Here is a 20,635-nt window from a genome sequence, read left to right on the forward strand (position 1 = left end):
CGCGGGGGTGCTGGGGGCTCCCTAGCGTCCGACGCGTCGCCACGAGGGGAGAGGGATGGCCTGGGACTTCTCGACCGAGCCCGAGTTCGCCGCCGAGCTCGACTGGGCGCGGAGCTTCCTCTCCGAGGAGATCTACCCGCTCGAGGTGCTCGACCTCGACCACGCGGCCTTCCGCCGACTCGCCGCCCCGCTGCAGGAGCGCGTCAAGGAGCGGGGCCTGTGGGCGGCGCACCTCGACCCGGAGCTCGGTGGGCAGGGCTTCGGGCAGCTGAAGCTCGGCCTGCTGCACGAGGTGCTCGGCCGCAGCGAGCTCGCGCCGTTCGTCTTCGGCTGCCAGGCCCCCGACTCGGGCAACGCCGAGCTGATCGCCCTCGCGGGCACCGAGGAGCAGAAGCGGCGCTGGCTCGACCCGCTGCTCGACGGGCGCATCCTGTCGGCGTTCGCGATGACCGAGCAGGGCACCGGGTCCGACCCGCGGCAGTTCACCACCCGCGCCGAGCGCGACGGGGACGAGTGGGTGATCACCGGGCGGAAGTGGATGGTCGGCAACGCCTCGCGCGGCGACCTGCACATCGTGCTGGCGGTCACCGAGCCGGACGCCGATGCGCACCACCGCATGTCGATGCTGCTCGTCCCGGGCGACGCGCCGGGCATCCGGGTCCGCGATCTCGGGCTGATGAACGACCCCGGCGGCGAGAACCCCGTGTGGGCGCACGGCGAGGTCGTCTACGACGGGGTGCGCATCCCCGCGGAGAACCTGCTCGGCGGCCGGGGCGAGGCGTTCACCCTCGCCCAGCGCCGCCTCGGCCCCGGGCGCATCCACCACTGCATGCGCTGGATCGGCGTCTGCCGGCGGGCGTTCGACATGCTCGCCGAGCGCGCGGTGTCGGTCGCCGTGCACGGCGGGCCCCTGGCCGACAAGCAGACGGTGCAGAACTGGGTGGCCGACAGCGCCGCGGCGATCGAGGCGGCCCGCCTCCTGACGCTGCACACGGCGTGGCGGATCGACCAGGTCGGGGCGCCCGCGGCGCGCACCGAGATCGCGATGATCAAGTATCACGGGGCGCAGGTGCTCCACGACGTGCTCGACCGGGCCGTGCAGATCCACGGCTCGCTCGGGTTCACCACCGACATGCCGCTCGAGCAGATGTACCGCTGGGCGCGCGCCGCGCGGATCTACGACGGCCCCGACGAGGTCCACCGCGTGAGCGTCGCCCGGCGCCTCCTGCGCGATTACAGACCCACCGCCGTGCCGACCGAGCACGTGCCGACCCGGCGCGCCGCCGCGCTCGCCCGCTTCGCCGAGGTCCTGGAGCACCCCCTGGAGTCGGTCTCGTGACCCTCGCCGTGGCCGAAGCGCTGCAGGCCTGGCTCGACGACCACCTCGACGGCACCGGGCCCTGGCGCCTCGAGCGCCTGACCGGCGGCAACTCCAACGAGACCTGTCTGCTGACCGACGCCGCGGGTGCCTCGTGGGTGTTGCGCCGCCCGCCGCAGCACGCGCTCTCGGCATCGGCGCACGACGTGGGGCGCGAGTACCGGGTGCTCGCCGCGCTCGCCGCCGCCGGCGCCCCGGCCCCGCGTCCCGCCGCCTGCTGCGAGGACCCGGACGTCCCCGGTGGCCCGTTCCTCGTCATGGAGCACCTGCCGGACGCCGTCTCGATCACCGACACGCTGCCGGCGCCCTGGCCCGCCGACGCCGTCGGCACCCTCGCCGACGAGGTGGTCGACGCCCTCGCCGCGGTGCACCGGGTGACGTGGAAGGAGGTGGGCCTCGACGGTTTCGGGCGACCCGACGGCTTCCTCGAGCGCCAGGTGCGCCGCTGGTACGGCCAGTGGGAGCGGATCGCGCGCCGTCCGTTGCCGCGCATGGACGACCTCGCCGCGTGGCTCGAACGGCGGCGACCCGCGACGTTCCGCGCCGGGCTGGTGCACGGCGACTTCCACGTCGACAACTGCCTGTTCGCGCGCTCCCGACCGCGCCTCCTCGCGGTGATCGACTGGGAGATGGCCACGATCGGCGATCCCCTGCTCGACCTGGGGCTGCTCCTGGCCTTCTGGGGCCCGCGCCCGGTCGAGCACTCCGACGGACCCGGCTCCGCCCCGCTCCGCGGGAGGCCCGCGATGCCCGCCCTGCAGGCGGTGTCCCGCGCCCCCGGGGCGCCGCCCGTCGAACACCTCGTGGCGCGCTACGAGGACCGCGTCGGACACCCCGTCGGAGACGTCGCCTACTACCGCGTGCTGGCGCTGTTCAAGCTCGCCGCCATCGTCGAGGCCGCCTACAGCCAGTACCTCGCCGGCGACCTCGTCACGGCCTACGCCGCGGCGCTCGAACACGACGTCCCGACGCTCCTCGAGGAGGCGTGGGCGACCGCGGACTGACGGCGGTTGGGGAGGTCCACAACGGGGGTTGATCGGGGAGGTCCCGCTCGCCGTCCCGGTCCGTCCAACATCGACGCATGGACCACGAGGTGGCGTTCGGGCTCTGGTACGACTTCCGCAATTCGGTCCCCGACCGGCCGTTCAGCACCTTCTACCGGCAGGTGCTGGACCAGATCGCGTGGGCCGAGGAGCTCGGCCTGGACTCGGCCTGGCTCACCGAGCACCACTTCTGCGACGACGGGTACACGCCGTCGCCCTTCACCCTCGCCGCCGCGATCGGTGAGCGGACCCGGCGGATGCGGGTGGGCACCAACCTCGTCGTCTCGCCCCTGCACGACCCCATCCGGCTCGCCGAGGACGCCGCGACCCTCTCGCTGCTCACCGGGGGGCGCTTCGACCTCGGGGTCGGCCAGGGCTACTGGGAGCGCGAGTTCGCGGCGTTCGGGAGGAACATCAGGAACCGCCCGAGCCTGCTCACCGAGGGCGTCGAGCTGATCCGTCGCGCCTGGTCGGGCTCGCGCGAGCCCTACGAGGGCAAGCGCTACCGCTTCCCTGGCCTGCCGGTGACGCCGGTGCCCGAGCAGCCCCCGCAGCTGCTGGTGGGCGCGCTGGCCGACGCGGCGATCGAGCGCGTCGCGCGCATCGGCGACGGCTTCCTCTCCACGCAGAATCACCACCACGAGAGCTACCTCGACGCGCTGGAGCGCCAGGGCACGCCGCGCGAGCAGGGCCGCATCTACGCCGGCCAGTGGGCCCTGATCGCCGAGGACCCGGAGCGCGAGTGGGCCGAGATCGGGCCGCTGGTGCTCGACCAGCTCAACACCTACATCTCCTGGGGCGCCTTCGGGCCGCCGGACACGACGCCCCGGTTCACCGAGCCCGACCAGATCGTGGCCGCCGGCGCCTTCACGCTCTGGGACCCCGCGACGGCCGTGGAGGAGCTCACCACGATGCTCACGGCCCGACCGCAGATCCGCGACGTGCACTTCTGGGCACAGTTGCCCGGCGAGTCCGTCGACCACGGGTCGCGCCGCGTGGAGCTGCTCGCGACGCGGGTCGCGCCGGCGGTGCGGGAACGCCTCGCGGTCGCGACCGCCCGGGCGATGGCGTGAGCGGCGAGCCGCTGCTGGTCACCGCCTTCCTCGATCGCGCGCGCGAGCACGCACCCGAGCGGGAGATCGTCGACTACGTCGACGGCACCTGCGTGCGGCGCAGCACCTATCGCGAGTACGACGCCCGCGTGCGCCGCCTCGCGGGCGCCCTCGTGGCCCTGGGGGTGCGCCCCGGCGACCGGGTGGCCACCCTCGCGGGGAACCACCACCGCCACCTCGAGCTCTACCTCGCGATCCCGCTCGCGGGTGCGGTGCTGCACACGGTCAACCTGCGGCTCGCACCGGACGAGATCGCCTACGTCGTCGGGCACGCCGAGGACGCCGTCCTCCTCCTCGACGCCGCCCTCCGCCCGGCCGCGGCCCCGGCGCGGGCCGCCCGGCCGGACATGCCCGTCGTCGTCCTCGACGGGGAGCCCGAGGACGGGGAGCTGGCCTACGCCGACCTCGTCACCGGCGGCACCCCGCTCGACGGCCCGCCGCCGCGCGGGGAGGACGACCTCGCCGCGCTCTGCTACACCACGGGCACCACCGGCGCCCCGAAGGGCGTCGGCTACAGCCACAAGGCGCTCTACCTGCACACCATGGCCGCCGGCCTGGCCGACGGGCACGCGATCAGCCGGCGGGACCGCGTCGTCCACCTCGTCGCGATGTTCCACGCGAACGCCTGGGGCGTCCCGCTCGCCGCCCTGATGGTCGGCGCCGACCAGATCCTGCCCGGGCCGTCTCCCCGCATCGCCGACGTCGCGGCGATCATCGAGCGCGAGCGCGCCACCTACCTCGGGATGGTGCCCACGCTCGCGGTCGACCTCGTCGACCACGCGCGGCGCACCGGCGCCGACCTGCGCAGCCTCCGCGCGCTCGTGCTCGGCGGGTCGACGCCGAGCCGGGAGCTGATCCGGGCGATCGAGGAGGACCTCGGGGTGCCCGCGTTCCAGGGGTGGGGCATGACCGAGACGTCGCCGATGGCGACGTTCTCCCGCCCCGAACCCGACGCCGCCCCGGACGAGCGCCACGCCGAGATCCAGGCCCAGGGCCGTCTCCTGCCCGGGCTGCGCTGGCGGCTCGTCGACTCCGAGGGCGCCCCGGTCCCGCACGACGGCGTCTCCCGCGGCGAGCTGCTGCTGCGCGGGCCGTGGGTCGCGAGCGAGTACTTCCGCGGCGAGCGGCCCGAGGCGTTCCTCGACGGCTGGCTGCGCACCGGCGACGTCGCGAGGATCGACCCCGACGGGCGCCTGCGGGTGGTCGACCGGGTCAAGGACCTCATCAAGAGCGGTGGGGAGTGGATCAGCTCGCTGGCGCTCGAGGCGGCGCTGCTCGACGCGCCGGGGGTCGCGGACGTCGCGGTGATCGCCGTGCCCCACGAGCGGTGGCAGGAACGTCCCGTCGCCGTCGTGGTGCCCGCGGCGGAGGGCGTCGACGCCGCCGCCGTGCTCGGGGCCCTCGAGGGCCGGGTGCCGCGGTGGTGGTGTCCCGATCGTGTCGTGGTCGTCGACGCGCTGCCCCGCACGAGCGTCGGGAAGGTCGACAAGCGTGCGCTGCGCGCACGTGAGCACAACGGAGTGTCGTAGCACGCCGAAGTGCTCAGGTGCGCGCAGCGCACCTTGGAGGAACCGACAACGCCGGCGACGTCGACGACTGCCGGGTGCCCGCCACCCCTTCCTAGGTTCTGCGGGGTTCCAGCGAGCACACGACCAGCAGCCGGGAGGACGACGTGGGGCACCTCGAGGTCGAGGACGGGCGGCACATCTACTTCGAGCACCACGCCGGCGGGCGCCGCGCGGTGGTCCTGGTGCACGGCTGGGGGGTCACGGCGCGTTCGTGGGACACGGTGGCGCCCGCGCTGCGCGCCGCCGGGCACGAGGTCGTCCTGCTCGACCTGCGCTGCTGCGGCCGCTCCGACAAGGACTTCGCCGACGTCTCGATCGCCGCCATGGGCGCCGACGTCGGACGGTTGTGCGAGCACCTCGGGCTGGAGAGCCCCGTGGTGGACGGGTGGTCGCTCGGGGGCGCGGTGGCCGTCGACGCCGTCGCACGGCTCGGCTCCGCCGCGGGCGGGCTGGTCCTCACCGGCGGCGCGACGCCGCGCTACACCTCCGCGCCGGACTGGCCGCACGGCGGCACCGTCGACGACGTCGAGGGGGTGCTCGCGGGTGCCGCCGCGGATCGGGCCACGACGTTCAAGGGCGTCGCGCAGGCGGTGTGCGCGGTGCCCGTCAGCAGCGACGTCGTCGACTGGATGTGGGGGATGTTCCTCGAGATGGGCCCGCGCGGCGACGACTCGCTCCGCGACCTCGCCGGGCTCGACCAGCGCAAGACGCTCGGCACGCTGGAGATGCCGGTCCTGCTGCTGCACGGGCGCCAGGACGGTTTCGTCGCGTTCTCCGGCGCCGAGGCCGCGGTGGACCTCTACCCGGACGCCCGGCTCGTCCCGTTCGACGCCAGCGGACACGCACCACACCTCGAGGAGCGTGACGCCTACCTCTCCGAGCTCCTCGCGTTCCTGGACCAGACGGACCGGTGACCGTGCACCGGGGGTGGCTGGTCACCGGGGGGACCCGGGGCATCGGGCGAGCGGTCGTCGACCAGGTCGCGAAGGGGGGCGGGTCGGTCGCCGTCCTCGCACGCGCCCCGTCCACGGAGCCCTACGGCGCCGACGGGGTCCTCGAGCTCACCGCGGACGTCACCGACGGCGCCGCGGTCGCCGACGCGCTCGCCCGGGCCCGCGAGCACCTGGGTGGTGTCGACGTCGTCGTCAACTGCGCCGGGGTGCACCGGGGCGGGCGCATCGCCGACCTCGACCGACGCCGGTGGGACGAGGTGCTGACGACCAACCTCACCGGCGCCTACGAGGTGTGCCACGCCGCCGTGCCCCACCTCGCCGAGGGCGCGGCGATCGTCAACGTGGGGGCGGTCGTCGGCTTCCGCGGCTTCCCCGGCGACAGCGCCTACGCCTCGGCGAAGGCGGGCCTCGCGGGCCTGACGCGGTCCCTGGCCGTGGAGCTCGCGCCGGCCGGCGTGCGGGTCAACCTGGTCGTCCCCGGGTTCGTCGACACCGCGATGACGGCCGGGCTCTCCGCCGGTGCGCGCCGGCGGATCGTGGCCGCCATCCCGGCCGGGCGCACCGGGACCGCCGAGGAGATCGCGGACGTCGTCGTGGCCGTGGCGGGCGCGACCTACATGACCGGCGCGGTGGTCCCCGTCGACGGCGGGCTGCTGGCCACCTTCGGCGGGGCGGGGTGAGCGTGCGCGCGCGCTTGTGCGGACCTCCAAGCGTGACCGCTCCGGCACGTTCCGTCGTCCCGCTCGGAGTTCCTAACGTCCGCGGCGAGCCGACCCGAGGAGGCCCGTCATGAGCACCGGCACCGCGACCCGCAGCAAGGAGGAGGCCAACAAGGCCCTCGTCACGGAGTTCATGGAGGTGTTCTCGCGGGGCGACGTCGAGGCGATCCTCGCGTTCCTCACCGACGACGCGACCTGGTGGGTCGCGGGCGCCATCGACGGAATCTCGGGGGAGAAGGACAAGGCCGCGTTCGGCGAGATGCTCGCCGGCCTCTCCACGCTCTCGACGACGGGAGCGATCGCCCTGACCCCGCGGGCCCTGACCGCCGAGGACGACCGGGTCGCCGCGGAGACCGAGTCCTACGCCGAGCTGACCAACGGCCGCGTCTACAACAACCTCTACCACTTCGTCTTCGAGCTCTCCGACGGGCGCATCCGCCGCGTCAAGGAGTACCTCGACACCGAGCACACCCGCGCGGTGTTCCTCGGCGCCTGAATCCCCGTCCCACCCTGACCAGGAGGTCATCCATGGACGTCGGCGTCCTGCTCGTCTTCCAGAACTGGTTCTCCGACAAGACCGACGAGGAGGTCTTCCGCGAGGACGCGGAACTCGGGGTCCTCGCCGAGCAGTACGGGTTCGATTCCGTGTGGTCGGCCGAGCACCACTTCGACGACTACTCGATGTGCCCCGACAACCTGCAGCTCATGAGCTACCTCGCCGGGCGCACCGAGCGCATCAAGCTCGGCACCGGCGCCGTGATCCTGCCGTGGAACGACCCGCTGCGCGTCGTCGAGAAGGTCGTCATGCTCGACCACCTCTCCGGCGGGCGGACGCTGTTCGGCATGGGTCGCGGGCTGGCCAAGATGGAGTACGAGGCCTTCCGCACCGACATGGGCGAGGCCCGTGGCCGCTTCGACGAGGCCGCGCCGATGATCATCAAGGGCCTCGCCGAGGGCGTCGTCGAGCACGACGGGCCGCACTACCACCAGCCGCGTGCCGCCATCCGGCCCGGCCCGAGCCGGTCGCTCGAGGGCCGACTGTTCGGGGTCGCGATGTCGCCCGACTCGATCCCGGCGATCGCGACGCTGCCCGTCCAGATGATGACGTTCATGCAGTACGACATCGGGACGCACGCCCAGGCGATCGACCGCTGGCGGGGGCTGCACCGCGAGCACCACGGCACCGAGCCGGGCCCGCCGCTGCTGCAGGACTTCACCTACTGCCACGAGGACCCCGACGAGGCCAAGGCGGTCGCGCACGAGTACATCTCGCGCTACTTCCTGTCGGTGATCAAGCACTACGACTTCGCGGGCTCGCACTGGCGCGAGACCCCGGGCTACGAGGCCTACCAGGTCGGCGCGGACATGATCCGTGAGGCCGGCATGGAGACCGCCGCCTCGGCGTACGTGGACGCGAACGTCTACGGGACGCCCGAGGAGATCGTCGGCCGGTACGAGGAGCGCCGCGACGCCGTGGGTGACTTCATGGCCAACCTCGCGTTCTCCTACGCCGGGCTGCCCTACGACAAGGTGCACGCCAGCATGAAGCTCTTCGGGGAGAAGGTCGTGCCCGAGCTGCACAAGATGCGCACGAAGACCGCCGCCGCGGCCTGAGACCGGTCGCGAGATCACGGTGACCCCTCCCCCTCGACGCGGTCCGCAGGGCAGACTCGCCCCGCGGACGCGTCGACGGGGAGGCAGTTCCGGCATGGTGACCTCGCTCGCCGTCGCGGGCTCGGCCGTGCCCGGCGGGACTCCGCGCGAACGCGAGGTCATCGCGGCCTTCTCCGAGATCACCACCGAGGCGATCACCGCGTCCCGCCTCGAGGACCTCCTCGCACTCGTCGGCCAGAAGCTCTGCGGACTCCTGGGGGTGAGCCGGTGCTCGGTCTACCTGCGCCAGGACGACGGCCGCTTCCGCGGGGGCGCGGGCTGGTGCGGCGACGCGGGCAACATCAGCGCCGCGGTCCAGGCGCAGGAGGCCGGGATCCCGGGCGACGCCTTCAGCCGCGAGGTGATCCACAGCGGGGCACCCGTGCTCATCAGCGACGTCCGCAACGACCCGCGGCCGCACCGCCGGACGATGGAGCACTGGGGCGTGCGCGCCATGCTCGGCGTGCCGCTGGTGTTCGACCGTGAGGTCATCGGGCTGGTCTTCGTCGACAACGTGGCGCGGGAGCACGTCTACACCGACGACGACGTGTCCCTCGCCGAGCTGTTCGGGCGCCTCGCGGCCCTGTTCATCCGCCAGGCCCTGCAGGCGTCCCGTCTCGCCGCGCAGACCGAGGAGCTCGACCGGCAGAAGCGCACGCTCGAGTTCCTCGCCGACGTCCACGCGACGTTGACCAGTGCGGTGCTCGAGGGCGCCGACATCCGGGCCGTCGTCGGCCTGCTCTCCGGTCTCGCGGGCGCACCGGTCGCGCTCCTCGACGAGGACTTCGCCGTCCTGACCTGGACCGCACCGAGGGCGCTGCGTGCGGCGCCCCCGGTGCTCGGCGACCGGGCGCGCGACCGCCCCGCGCTGCGCACGGCGCTCACGGAGCTCTCCACGGCGCGCCCGAGCACGGTGCTCGAGCCGTCGTCGGCGCTCGGCCTCGGCCGGCGCCACGTCGTCTGCCGCCTGATCGTCGAAGGGCGGCCGAGCGGCTACCTCGCGGTCGTCGAGGCCGGCCGGGCGCTCGGCGACCTCGACACCAAGCTCGCGGAACGCGGCGCCACGGTCCTCGCCCTCCAGGTGCTCTCCGAGCGCCGCCAGATCGAGGCCGAGGGCCAGGCCCGCGACGACTTCCTCTCGGACCTGCTCAACAACCACCGCGAGGTGACCCAGCTGGCCCGTCGCGGCCTGCCGTTCGGGGTCGACCTCGGCGAGCCGCACGTCCTCGTCCGGTTGGCGGTCGAGAGCGGGGAGGGGCACCCGCACGCGTCGGTCGCGCGGCGCCACGTCGTCACCGACCTCGCGGCGCGCCTGGGCACCGACGAGCCGCCCGCGACGACCCTCCCCGGCGCCGTGGTCGTCCTCGTGCGCCTCGGCGCAGCGGCCGGCGTCGGCGACCCCGACGGGGTCCGCGCGCACGTCGCGGCGGTCGCCGACGCCCTGGCGCCACGGGTGCGCGTCCGCGGCGGTGTGGTGTCGGCGGTGTGCCGTGAGCCCGAGGACTTCCCCCGCGCCCACCGCGAACTGCGCGAGATCGAGGAGCTGTCCCGGTCGTTCGGGTGGTCACGTCGTGTCGTCACGCTCGACGAGCTCGGCCTGTTCCGCGTCGTGGTGTCGAGCGGACGGGTCAAGGAGGCCGTGCGGTTCGCCGACGAGCTGCTCCGGCCGGTGCGGGACCACGAGGGCGCCGACGGCCCGTTGCTCACGACGTGGCGGGCGTTCCTCGCCGCCGAGGCCCGGGTGCAACGTGCCGCCGCCGATCTCGGCGTGCACGAGAACACCGTGCGCTACCGCCTCGGGCGCATCCGCGAGATCACGGGCCGGGACCCGGCGGCACTGGACGCACTGCTCACCGCCCGGGTCGCGTTCCAGATCCTCGAGCTCGCCGGGTGGTTCGGCGACCCGCTCTGACGCCCCGGTCCCGGCTTGTGCCCGTCGACAACCGTCGGTCGGCGGGGCCCTGTCGCGGCCGCGGCCGGGCCGGTCGGATCGGGGTGTCCCCGTCGCCCGCACCTGCGGAGGTAGCCGTGACCTCGCCCGAGAGCCCCGTCCCCGACCCGCGCGACGCCACCCTCGCCGGCTCCGTCGCCCTCGTCACCGGCGCCGCCCAGGGCATCGGGCGCGCCACGGCCGTGCGTCTGGCCGCCGAGGGCGCCCACGTCGCCTGCGCCGACATCCGGGACACGGCCGACACGGTCAAGCAGATCGAGGCCGACGGGGGATCGGCGCGCGGGGTGTGGGTCGACGTCCGCCGCGCCGACGCGTGGAGCGAGGCCGTCGACGACGTCGTCGCGGCCTTCGGGCGCGTCGACCTCCTCGCCAACGTCGCCGGCGTGGTCAACCTGCAGAGCGAGGACACGGTCACGGGCCTCACCGAGGAGGCGTGGGACGAGGTCATCGCCACCGACCTCAAGGGACCGTGGCTGGGCATGCGCGCCGTGATCCCCGGGATGATCGAGCAGGGCGGAGGGCGGATCGTCAACATCTCCTCGCTCGCCGCCCTCCGCGGCCTGCCCAACCTGGCGTCCTACTCGGCGGCCAAGGGCGGGGTCGCAGCGCTCACCCGGCAGGCCGCGTTCGAGTACGCCCGTCACCACGTGCTCATCAACGCGATCGCGCCCGGCACGATCGACACACCGATCCTCGCCGACATCACCCCGGAGATGCGGCAGGCCAACGCGGACGCGCACCTCGTGCGCCGGCTCGGGCGCCCCGAGGAGATCGCATCGATGGTGGCCTACTTCTTCCGCGAGGGCGCGTTCCTCACCGGCCTGACCTACCCGGTGGACGGCGGGTGGTCGGTCAAGGGCAACTTCTAGCGGCGCCGGCTCACCGCAGGTCGCTGTGCCCGGCGATGCGGTCGGCGAAGTCGGCGGGGTCGAGCGCTGCGGGCGGGTGCTCGTCGAGGAAGCGCAGGAGGCGGTCGGCGAAGGCCTGCGGCTGGTCGCAGTGCGGGAAGTGCCCGGCGCCCTCGAACAGGGCGAGCTCGCTGCCCGGCACCAGCTCGTGGGCGCGGAGGCCGTGCTCGAGGGGGATCATCGAGTCGGCCGTCCCCCACGCGACGAGCAGGGGCAGGTCGGCGGCGAGGTCGAGCCGGCTCGTGGCCCGCACGCGCTGCCCGCCGCGGTCGATGACGCTGCGCGCGGTGTGGACGAACGCACGCCGGTGGGTCGGGTCGGCGAGCGAGGCGAACGCGCGCCCCGACTCCCACGTCGACGGGGAGACACGACGCGACAGCCGCCCCGCCGCCGACGCGATCTGCCGCGCGGCCCTGACGACGCCCGTCCCGGCGATCACGGGCAGCACCCACTCGGCCGCCGGCAGCGTTGCGGCCCGCAGCGCGGGGCTGACCTCGCGGCCCAGCCCGCCGGAGTCGATGAGGACGAGACGGGCGGTGTGCTGCGGGAACTGGAACGCGAACTGCTGGGCGACGCCGCCGCCCAGCGAGTGCCCGACGATCGTGGCGCGCTCGTAGCCGAGCGAGACGAGCAGGTCGCGCAGCCCCGTCGCGTAGCCGCCGAGGGAATAGTCCGCCCACGGCGCCGACGACGAGCCGTGGCCCAGGAGGTCGGGCGCCACCCAGCGCCGCCGGTCGCGGTGGCGGGCGACCTCCGAGAGCAGGGGGCTCCAGGTGTGCGCCGACCCCGCGATGCCGTGGATGAGCAGGACGAGCTCGTCGTCGGGGTCGGTGGCGGCTCCCTCGGCGGGCGCCGAGTCCCAGAACGCGACGTGGTCCCCGTGCAGGGTCGCGTCCCGCCTCCGGGTGCGCCGCTGCCGCGGGGGGCCGGTCCGGTCGTCGTCGGTCACGCGTCCTCCTTCGCCGTCACCGGGGAGGGTGCCCGCCGGGGAGGTGCGCACCGCGCGGGACGGGCGCGGGTCACAGCGAGCCGCGCGTCACCCGGCGCCGAGCGAGGCCGTGGGCCCGACCTGGCGCTCGTGGCGGCCGAGCGCCTCGACGAAGTAGTAGTCGCCGAACATGATCCCCGAGTCCTGCTGGCCGTCGGGCAGGTTCTGGGTGCCGTGCAGCAGGATCGAGCGGGACGGCGTGTTCCGCGAGAGGTACGCCGGCGACGCGAGCGAGGCCAGCATCGCCCGGGCGGCGTCGACGTCGGAGGACGCGCGGGACGGGTCGAGCTGGGAGAGCTCCAGCAGCGCGCTCGCCGTGATGGCCGCGGCCGAGCTGTCGCGGGGCTGCGGCGGCGCCTGCGGGACGTCGAAGTCCCAGTAGGGGACGCGGTCCGGGGGCAGGTGGGCGACGAACCAGTCGGCGGTGCGGCGCGCGGTGTCGAGGTAGCGCTCGTCGCGGGTGTAGCGGTACGCGGTGGTGAAGCCGTACACCGCCCACGCCTGCCCGCGCGCCCACGTCGAGTCGTCGCGGAAGCCCTGCTCGGTGTACAGGCGCTGGAGCTCGCCGGTGCTCTGGTCGTAGCCGCCGAACATCGTGGTGCTGCCGTCGGGCCGCACGAGGTCGGTGATGGTGCGGTCGGCGTGCCGGCGCGCGATGTCGGCGTACTGCGGGCGCCCGTTCTGCGCGGCCCACCACAGGAGCTCCAGGTTCATCATCGCGTCGACGTTGACCTGGTACCGGGTGGTGTCGTCACGGTCGTCCCAGACGCGGATCATGCCGACGGTCGGGTTGAACCGGGCGGCCAGCGTGTCGGCGGCGGCGAGCGCGGTCTGCTTCGCGGCCTCGTCCCCGGTGAGCCGGTGGTCGACCGCGAACGTCATGAACATCTTGAAGCCGAGGTCCGTGTCGTCGTGGGTCGTCTCCGGCGTCAGCGGCGCCTGCCAGCGCTCGGCGCGGTCGCGCCACACGGGGTCGCCGGTGCGTTCGAAGACCCGCCAGAGCGCCGCGGGCAGGAAGCCGGCGGTCCAGTCGTCGGCGCCCTCGGTGTGCCACGTGCCGTCCGGGTTGGTGCGCACCGGGTAGGCCGGCGGCGCCGACCGGTCGGCGGTGGCGGCCAGGCGCGCGTCGGCGAAGGCGAGCACGGGCCCGGCCGGGTCCGCGGTCGCGACGGCCGCGGCCGGTGCCGCCGGCCCGGGTACCGGCTCGGCCCCCGAGGGCGGCGAGCTGCACCCGACGGCGGCCGCCGCGGCGGTGGCGAGCACCACCAGGGAGCGGCGTGCGGACAGCGGACGTGCCATGCGGACCCCCCGGTCGCCGGCCCGCGCCGTGATCGCGCGCCGGTCGGCGCAGGACCGTAACAGGAGGCCGAGGGGCGTCCCCGGGCGCGCCTTCAGCCGATCGCGAGGTCGCGACGCCTCCTCGTCGAGTTCGCCCACCTGCCGGGGCCCAACCCGACGGGGCCCACCTCACGGGCACCCGAGGCACCTGAGCGGAAGGACTCAGGCGGCCCGGGTGCTGTCCACCGCGTCGATGAAGCCGTCGTACATCTCCCGCATCACGTCCGCGCGCTCCTTCGCCTCGGGGACACGGTCCCCCAACGAGATCGACGTGAAGCGCCCCCCGAGGAAGTAGGGCTTGAGGGCCGCGAACGGCATCGCCTTCGCGCTCGGGGAGGCCTTCCCCGGGGCAGGCGCGTCCTGGCTCGTCGCCGGCAGGCCGAGCGCCTGCACCCGGGCGAGCAGCACGCCGTCGGGCAGGCGGTCGGCGAAGTCCTGGCCGACCTGGCGCACGGCTTCCCTGCCGTCCCGGTCGAGGACGATCACGGCGGGCCGGGCCAGGTCCGCGCCCTCGTGCCAGACCTCGAACGGCTTGATCGCCTGCTCGCCGTCCTCGTCGGCGAGCAGGGGGAACGGGAGACGGAGCTTGTCGACCATCGCCGCGTTGCGCGGCGGCGCGTCGACGCTGATGCCGACCACGCGGGCTCCCGCGGCCGCGAGATCGGAGTGGGTCCTCGCCAAGCTGACCAGCTGGCCGTTGCAGTACGGTCACCAGTCCCCGCGGTAGAAGACGAGGATCGTCGCGGCGTCGCGGTGATCGGCGAGATGCCAGTCCTGCCCGGCCTGGTCGGGCAGCGTGAAGTCCTGCGGGCTCATGGCACGGGCGTGCCCGCCGTTCCGCCGGGGCGAAACGACGGGCACGCCCATGTCATGCGCGCCGATGTCAGCTCGCGAGCGGCGATCGGCGCTGGTCGTGCGTTCCCGCGCGCGGCGCCGGGATCGCGGCGACGACGGCGGCCCGGTGGCGGGCGCGGCGCACCGCGGCGGCCTGCTCGGCCTCCGCGCGCCACGACGCGACCGTCTGCTGCTCGACCGTGCCCCGACGGACCACGCTGACCAGCGGCATGACGACGAACGATCCCGTGCCGATCGCGGCACCGATGATGGCGAGAACACCCATGACTTCCCCCGACGATCCCCCGAGTTCCTTGATGGAACGTGCTTGCCCGGTCGTCGCGGAGCAGCGGTCACCCGTTATCGCGACCCGCACCACGCCACCCGTTCGGTTGAAGGTCGAACTTCACCAGACGTCGGCGACGGGATGGCGGGGCGGCAGGACGTCCCCGGCGGTGTCCAGCGCGCCGAGGACCGCGTCGCGGGTGTCGGCGGGGTCGACGACGTCGTCGATCTCGAACGCCGTCGCCGTCGACAGGCCCTTGCCGCGCTCGTAGAGCCGGGCCACGAGCTCGTCGTACCGGCGCCGGCGGTCCTCGCCGGACAGCGCCTCCAGCTCGTCGCGGTACCCCAACCCGACGGCGCCCTCGAGCCCCATGCCGCCGAACTCGCCGGTGGGCCACGCGACCCCGAGCACGGGGCGGTGCACCGAACCGCCGGCCATCGCCATCGCGCCCAGCCCGTAGGCCTTGCGCAGCACGACGAGCACGACCGGCACCCGCAGGTTCGCCCCGACGGTGAACAGCCGGCCGAAGCGGCGCACGGTGGCGGTCCGCTCGGCGTCGGGACCGACCATGAAGCCCGGGGTGTCGCACAGCGAGACCACCGGCAGCCCCCGGGCGTCGCACAGCGCGAGGAACCGCGTGGCCTTGTCCGCGCCGGGCCCGTCGATCGCGCCGCCGAGCCGGCGCGGGTCGTTGGCGAGCACGCCGACCGAGCGCCCGCCGATCCGCGCGAGGGCGGTGACCACACCGACGCCGTCGTCGGCGCGCAGTTCGAGGACGCTGCCGGGGTCGGCGAGGCGGTGCAGCACCCGGCGCACGTCGTACACGCGCAGGCGGTCGGGCGGCACGGCGTGGCGCAGCGGACGCTGGTCGTGCGGCTCGGGCGCCCCGACCCGCAGGTCGGTGACCAGCGCGAGGTAGCGGCGGGCGACGTCGGTCGCCGCGGCCTCGTCGTCGACGAGCACGTCGAGCACGCCGGTGGCCGCGTGCACGGCCGCCGGCCCGACCTCCGGGGGCGCGACCCGCCCGAGCCCCCCGCCCTCGATCATCGCGGGCCCGCCCATGCCGAGCGAGAGGTCGCGGGTGCCGACGAGCAGCTCGGCGCACCCGGCGAGCGCGGCGTTGCCCGCGAAGCAGTAGCCGGCGGCGATGGCGACGGTCGGCACGCGTCCCGAGAGCCGGGCCATCAGCGCGAACGTGGCGACGTCGAGGCTCGCGACCGCCGTGCCGTCGGTGTCGCCGGGACGCCCGCCGCCGCCCTCGGCGTAGAGCACGAGCGGCAGGCGGTGGTCCAGGGCGAGCGTGAGCAGCCGGTCGGTCTTGTGGTGCCCGAGCAGCCCCTGCGTGCCGGCGAGGACGGTGTCGTCGTAGGCGACGACCGCGACGCGGCGGCCGTCGACCCGTCCCGTCGCGGTCACCACGCCGTCGGCGGGCGTGCGCTGCACCAGGTCGTCGAGCGACCGGCGCGCGCGCTGCGCCGCCACCACGAGCCCGCCGTACTCGACGAGCGTGTCGGGGTCGAGGAGGTCGGCGAGGTTCTCCCGCGTCGTGCGCCGGCCGCGACCCCGCCGGCGCGCCACCGCCTCGGGGCGGGCGTCGTCGGTGAGCAGGCGGTGGCGCTCGTGCACCTCGGCGAGGTCGGCGCGCACGTGGTCGGGGTCGTGCTCGTCGGTCGTCGCGTCGCCCGCCTCCGGCGCGGCGCTGGGGCGCAGGACGGCGAGCACCTGGCCCTCGGTGACCTCGTCCCCGACCTCCACGGCGACCCGGACGACCTCGCCGGCCCCCTCGCTCGCCACCGGGTGGTGCATCTTCATGGCCTCGAGCACCACCAGCGTCGCGCCCGCGACCACCTCCTCGCCCGCCCCGACCTCGACGCCGACCACGACCCCCGCCGTCGGCGCGGTGAGGGTGGTTTCGTCGCCCCGGAGTGTCAGCCGTGGGCCATCGCTGACATTCAGTGTCCGTATCGCCACACGCTCGATCCCGGGGAGGCGCTGGGCCGGGGTGGCGGCGGCCAGGTCGGCGGCGTGGCGGGCGACGGCGCCGGTGTCGACGTCGCCGCTCGCCAGTCCCGGCCACGCGAGCAGGGCCTGGAGCACGCCGAGGTTCGTCGCCACGCCCGCGACGTCGAACGACGCGAGCGCCCGGGACGCGCGGGCGCAGGCGCGCACGGGGTCGACGTCGTGCACGACGACCTTGGCCAGCAGCGAGTCGTAGCGCGTCGGGACGCGGTAGCCCGTGTAGCCGTGGGTGTCGACGCGCACGCCCGGCCCGCCGGGCGGGGTGAAGCGCTCGAGCACCCCGCCCCGGGCGCGCACCGAGCCGTCGGGCGCGAGCGTCTCGGTGCACACCCGCGCCTGCACCGCCGCACCCCGCGGCGCGGGCACCGGGTCCAGGCCGGCGCCGGCGAGGTCGGCGCCGTCGGCGAGCAGCAGACCCGCGGCCACGAGGTCGACGCCGCACACCTCCTCGGTGACCGTGTGCTCGACCTGCAGGCGCGGGTTGACCTCGAGGAACCACGCGTCGCCGGCCGGCTCGACGAGGAACTCCACGGTCGCGAGCCCCCGCAGCCCCACCGTCGCGACGACCCGCCGCGCGGCCTCGTGCAGCGCCCGGCGGAGCGCGTCGTCGAGTCCCGGCGCGGGCGCGACCTCGATCATCTTCTGGTGCCGGCGCTGGACGCTGCAGTCACGGTCGCCCAGCACCGCGACGGCCTGCCCGTCGCCGGCCACCTGCACCTCGACGTGCCGGGCCCGGGCCGGTCGCCGCTCGACGAACACCGCGGCGCCCCCGCCCTCGGCGCCTGCGAGGTCCACGGCCGCCGCGGCCTCCGCGGGACCGTCGGCCGCCCGCAGCCCCCGGCCACCCCCGCCGGCGACGGCCTTGACCATCACCGCGCCGTGCTCGGCGGCGAACGCCCGCGCCTGCTCCGGCGTCGTCGGCGCCGCGGTGGCCTCGAGGACCGGCACGCCCGCAGCACGGGCGTGCTCGCGGGCGCGGTGCTTGTCGCCGAACAGCGCGAGCACCTCCGGCGACGGCCCCACGAACACCAGACCGGCCCCCGCGCAGGCGCGCGCGAAGCCGGCGTCCTCGGAGAGGAAGCCGTAGCCGGGGTGGACGGCGTCCGCGCCCGACTCCGCGGCGGCGGCCACCACCGCGTCGGCGTCGAGGTAGGCCGCCGGACCGAGGCCGGGCAGCAGGACCGCGCGGTCGGCGACGGCGACGTGCGCGCACCCCGCGTCGTCGGAGGGGTGGACCGCCACCACCTCCCGGCCCAGCGCCGCCGCGCTCGCGGCGATGCGGACGGCGATCTCGCCGCGGTGGGCCACCAGCAGCCGGCGCGTCACGGGCGGGAGCCTCGCACGCGCCGGCCCGCCCCCGGTGCGTCAGCTGCCGCTGTCGTACTTGAACGACAGGGACAGCCGGACGCGGTAGGCCGTGACCTGCCCGTCCTCGATGACGAGGTCGGACTTCTCGATCTCGGCGATGCGCAGGTCGCGGACCGAGCTCGCGGCCGTCTGGATGGCGTTCTGCGCCGCCTTCTCCCAGGACTCGGTGCTGGTCCCGATCAGCTCGGTGACGCGGTAGACGCTGTCGGCCACGGTTCGGCCCTCCTCGGCTCGATGGGTGCCCGAGAAGGGTGCCCCAGATATGACCGAGATCACACCCGGTGCCGCGGCTGCGCTCGTGGCGAACACCCGCGACAGCCCGGGGGATGCCGCGCCAGGCTCGGCGCATGGACGTCGTCGACCTCCGGCCCGACCTGCGGATGCTGCGCGGGCGGCCGGGCCAGGCCTACCTGTTCCGGCGGCGGGGCGGCGTCGTCCTCGTCGACACCGGGCGGGTCGGACAGGGCGGCGCGGTCGCCGCCGCGCTGCGCGACTGGGGTGACGACCGGGACGCGCTGACCCACGTCCTGCTCACCCACTGGCACGCCGACCACGCGGGCTCGGCGGCCGAGATCGGGTCCTGGCCGGGCGTGCAGGTGTGGGCCCACCGGGACGACGCGCCGGTGGTGCGCGGGGAGCGCGCGGGTCCGGCGCCCTTGCTCACGGAGGCCGAGGCCGCGCTGCACGCGGTCGTCGCGGGCGACCTGCCGGACGCCCCACCCGCGCGCGTCGACCGCGAGCTCACCGAGGAGGTGCTCGACGAGCTGGGGCTCGAGGTCATCGGCACGCCGGGGCACACCGACGGCAGCGTCGCCCTGCTCGCCCGCGAGGAGGGCGTGCTCTTCACCGGCGACATCGCCGCCGAGCACGAGGGCGCCGTGATCCTCGGGCCGTTCGACGTCGACCGGGAACGGGCGGCGGCGTCGTTCCGCCGCCTCGGCGAGCGCGCGGGCGACGTGGACACGATCTGCTTCGGTCACGGCACGCCGCTGCAGGGCCCCGCGGCGGGAGCCCTGCGCGAGGCCGCGCGCGCCCCGGCGGTGCCCGACCCGCTGGGGTGACGGACGTCCGCCGAGCCGTCGGCGGGCGGAGGTGTGCGGGAGGCCCCGACCGGGCACGCCGGAGGTGAGAGGAGCCGCTCCGCCGGTTCCCCCCTCGGCCCGTCGAGACCCTGGCGGGACGTCGTACACCCCCCGAGATCGCTCCGACGGCCGAGGCCCCGCGCGCCCTTCCCGGCGCGCCCGCACGCCTGTGCGCCCGGCTGCTCGCGATCTCCTCGTTCGCCAGGAGCCCACCGCATGACGTCCACGGTGCCCCGACCCGACGAGGGCGCACGTCCGGAGACCGACGCCCCCGACGCCCCGTCCGACACCCCGTCCGACACCCCGTCCGTCCGCACCATCGGCCTGCTCGCCGACCCCGGCCTGCCGACCAAGCTCGCCGCGCAGGTCGCCGCCGACCTCCCCGACCTGCTCGCCGCCCGGCTCCCCGGGCGCACGTGGCGGGTGGAGACCGCCGAGGGGCCCGTCGGCCTCGACGCCGAGGGGCTTCTGCCGATGCTGCGCACCGGCTGCGAGCGCCAGCGCCGGCACGGCTGGGACATCGTCGTGATCGTCACCGACCTGCCGCGGAGGGCCGGGACGGAGCCGCTGGTGTCCGACTTCGGCTCCGACGACGGCGTCGGTCTCGTGTCGGTGCCCGCGCTCGGCGCGGTCGCCCTGCGGCGGCGGCTGCGGGCCGCCGTGCTCGACCTCCTCGAGCACGGCCTCGCCGACCACGCCGCTCGGGGCGAGCGGCCGGCCCGCCCCCACGCCGTGCCGCCGCGCCGCGGTGTCCTCGCCCCACCGATCTGCCGGATCGCCTCCGACCACGAGGGCATCGACAGCCACCTCGCGCTGCGCGGGCCACGCGGGCGGCTGCGCCTGCTCGCCGGGATGGTGCGCTCCAACCGGCCGTGGCGCCTCCTCCCGAGCCTGTCCACCCCGCTCGCGGCGGCCGCGGCCGGTGCCGCGTTCGGCATCTTCTACTCGAACATCTGGGAGCTCGCCTGGACGGCCGGCCCCGGGCGCCTGGCGCTGATCGGCCTGCTCGCGGTCGCGGCCATGAGCACGTGGCTCGTCGCCGACAACGGGCTGTGGGAGCACCCGCGGTCGCGGCGCCTGCGTGCCGAGGTGCGTCTCTACAACGCGGCGACGACGGTGACGATCGTGCTCGGCGTCGTGTTCCTCTACGCGCTGCTGCTCGCGCTGACCGGGGCGGCGGCCGCGGTGGTCATCCCGCCCGAGTCGCTCGCCCAGACGCTCGGGCGCCCGGCGGGCCCGGCGGCGTACCTCGCCGTGGCGTGGATGGCGACGTCGATGGGCATCGTCGCCGGCGCCCTCGGCTCGGGGCTGACCTCGCCCGAGGACGTGCGCGCCGCCGCGTACAGCACCCGCGAGCAGCAGCGTCGCGCCCGTCTCGACCGCGAGGACGACCGGGCCGCAGAGGGCGAGCAGGCGGCCGACGAGGCGGCCTGAC

Annotated in this window: 18 protein-coding genes and 1 pseudogene; 12 read left to right on the forward strand and 7 right to left on the reverse strand. The window is 75.2% G+C overall.

Going from position 1 to position 20,635, the window contains the following annotated elements; all coding sequences use genetic code 11:
* Nucleotides 1-55 precede the first annotated feature (55 nt).
* From C8D89_RS23695 to C8D89_RS23740, 10 genes are all read left to right on the forward strand, one after another.
* Nucleotides 56-1,339, forward strand: coding sequence for an acyl-CoA dehydrogenase family protein (locus C8D89_RS23695; protein WP_116710603.1), 1,284 nt, complete (start codon nt 56-58; stop codon nt 1,337-1,339).
* Entirely contained in the window at nt 1,336-2,382 is a 1,047-nt protein-coding gene (locus C8D89_RS23700; protein ID WP_116710604.1) for a phosphotransferase family protein, read from the forward strand. Before C8D89_RS23695 ends, C8D89_RS23700 begins: the two co-directional genes overlap by 4 nt.
* Before the next feature lie 77 nt (nt 2,383-2,459).
* Nucleotides 2,460-3,494, forward strand: a complete 1,035-nt coding sequence (locus C8D89_RS23705) for an LLM class flavin-dependent oxidoreductase (protein WP_116710605.1) — start codon at nt 2,460-2,462, stop codon at nt 3,492-3,494.
* Nucleotides 3,491-5,062, forward strand: a complete 1,572-nt coding sequence (locus tag C8D89_RS23710) for a long-chain-fatty-acid--CoA ligase (protein WP_116710606.1) — start codon at nt 3,491-3,493, stop codon at nt 5,060-5,062. Before C8D89_RS23705 ends, C8D89_RS23710 begins: the two co-directional genes overlap by 4 nt.
* A 143-nt stretch (nt 5,063-5,205) precedes the next feature.
* The gene (locus tag C8D89_RS23715) at nt 5,206-6,015 is read left to right on the forward strand and encodes an alpha/beta fold hydrolase (RefSeq protein WP_116710607.1); all 810 of its coding nucleotides are present in this window, start codon (nt 5,206-5,208) and stop codon (nt 6,013-6,015) included.
* Complete coding sequence (locus C8D89_RS23720) at nt 6,012-6,734, forward strand: SDR family NAD(P)-dependent oxidoreductase (RefSeq protein WP_116710608.1); 723 nt, start codon at nt 6,012-6,014, stop codon at nt 6,732-6,734. The genes C8D89_RS23715 and C8D89_RS23720 overlap by 4 nt, the downstream gene beginning before the upstream one ends.
* Before the next feature lie 109 nt (nt 6,735-6,843).
* Nucleotides 6,844-7,269, forward strand: a complete 426-nt coding sequence (locus C8D89_RS23725) for a nuclear transport factor 2 family protein (protein WP_116710609.1) — start codon at nt 6,844-6,846, stop codon at nt 7,267-7,269.
* 32 nt (nt 7,270-7,301) lie between these two features.
* A complete protein-coding gene (locus C8D89_RS23730) occupies nt 7,302-8,387 on the forward strand; it encodes an LLM class flavin-dependent oxidoreductase (RefSeq protein WP_116710610.1) in 1,086 nt (361 codons plus the stop codon).
* Nucleotides 8,388-8,481: 94 nt separating this feature from the next.
* Nucleotides 8,482-10,338 (forward strand): GAF domain-containing protein, encoded by a 1,857-nt coding sequence (locus tag C8D89_RS23735; RefSeq protein WP_116710611.1) that lies wholly within the window; start codon nt 8,482-8,484, stop codon nt 10,336-10,338.
* Between the two features lie 116 nt (nt 10,339-10,454).
* On the forward strand, nt 10,455-11,246 hold the full coding sequence (locus C8D89_RS23740) for an SDR family NAD(P)-dependent oxidoreductase (RefSeq protein WP_116710612.1): 792 nt from the start codon (nt 10,455-10,457) through the stop codon (nt 11,244-11,246).
* Nucleotides 11,247-11,256: 10 nt separating this feature from the next.
* Here C8D89_RS23740 and C8D89_RS23745 read toward each other — a convergent pair whose 3' ends face one another.
* The 7 genes and pseudogenes from C8D89_RS23745 to C8D89_RS23770 form a co-directional block, all read right to left on the reverse strand.
* Nucleotides 11,257-12,234, reverse strand: coding sequence for an alpha/beta fold hydrolase (locus C8D89_RS23745; RefSeq protein WP_116710613.1), 978 nt, complete (start codon nt 12,232-12,234; stop codon nt 11,257-11,259).
* A gap of 87 nt (nt 12,235-12,321) precedes the next feature.
* Nucleotides 12,322-13,572 (reverse strand): glycoside hydrolase family 88 protein, encoded by a 1,251-nt coding sequence (locus C8D89_RS23750; protein ID WP_133252044.1) that lies wholly within the window; start codon nt 13,570-13,572, stop codon nt 12,322-12,324.
* Nucleotides 13,573-13,773: 201 nt separating this feature from the next.
* Nucleotides 13,774-14,307, reverse strand: a pseudogene (locus C8D89_RS23755) (peroxiredoxin family protein); the annotation flags it as partial.
* Nucleotides 14,308-14,319: 12 nt separating this feature from the next.
* On the reverse strand, nt 14,320-14,427 hold the full coding sequence (locus tag C8D89_RS28830; protein ID WP_133252045.1) for a redoxin domain-containing protein: 108 nt from the start codon (nt 14,425-14,427) through the stop codon (nt 14,320-14,322).
* A 67-nt stretch (nt 14,428-14,494) separates the two neighbouring features.
* A complete protein-coding gene (locus tag C8D89_RS23760) occupies nt 14,495-14,731 on the reverse strand; it encodes a hypothetical protein (RefSeq protein WP_116710616.1) in 237 nt (78 codons plus the stop codon).
* Between the two features lie 120 nt (nt 14,732-14,851).
* Nucleotides 14,852-18,076 carry an acetyl-CoA carboxylase family protein gene (locus tag C8D89_RS30865; RefSeq protein ID WP_116710617.1) on the reverse strand — a complete coding sequence of 1,075 codons (3,225 nt, stop codon included), beginning with the start codon at nt 18,074-18,076 and terminating at the stop codon, nt 14,852-14,854.
* 39 nt (nt 18,077-18,115) lie between these two features.
* On the reverse strand, nt 18,116-18,331 hold the full coding sequence (locus tag C8D89_RS23770; RefSeq protein ID WP_116710618.1) for a dodecin family protein: 216 nt from the start codon (nt 18,329-18,331) through the stop codon (nt 18,116-18,118).
* Between the two features lie 134 nt (nt 18,332-18,465).
* Here C8D89_RS23770 and C8D89_RS23775 point away from each other — a divergent pair, with 134 nt between their 5' ends.
* Both C8D89_RS23775 and C8D89_RS23780 read left to right on the forward strand, forming a co-directional pair.
* Complete coding sequence (locus C8D89_RS23775; protein WP_116710619.1) at nt 18,466-19,179, forward strand: MBL fold metallo-hydrolase; 714 nt, start codon at nt 18,466-18,468, stop codon at nt 19,177-19,179.
* A gap of 237 nt (nt 19,180-19,416) precedes the next feature.
* Nucleotides 19,417-20,634 carry a hypothetical protein gene (locus tag C8D89_RS23780; RefSeq protein ID WP_207787389.1) on the forward strand — a complete coding sequence of 406 codons (1,218 nt, stop codon included), beginning with the start codon at nt 19,417-19,419 and terminating at the stop codon, nt 20,632-20,634.
* Nucleotide 20,635 lies beyond the last annotated feature (1 nt).

Source organism: Actinomycetospora cinnamomea (assembly GCF_003096675.1).
Classification (GTDB): domain Bacteria; phylum Actinomycetota; class Actinomycetes; order Mycobacteriales; family Pseudonocardiaceae; genus Actinomycetospora; species Actinomycetospora cinnamomea.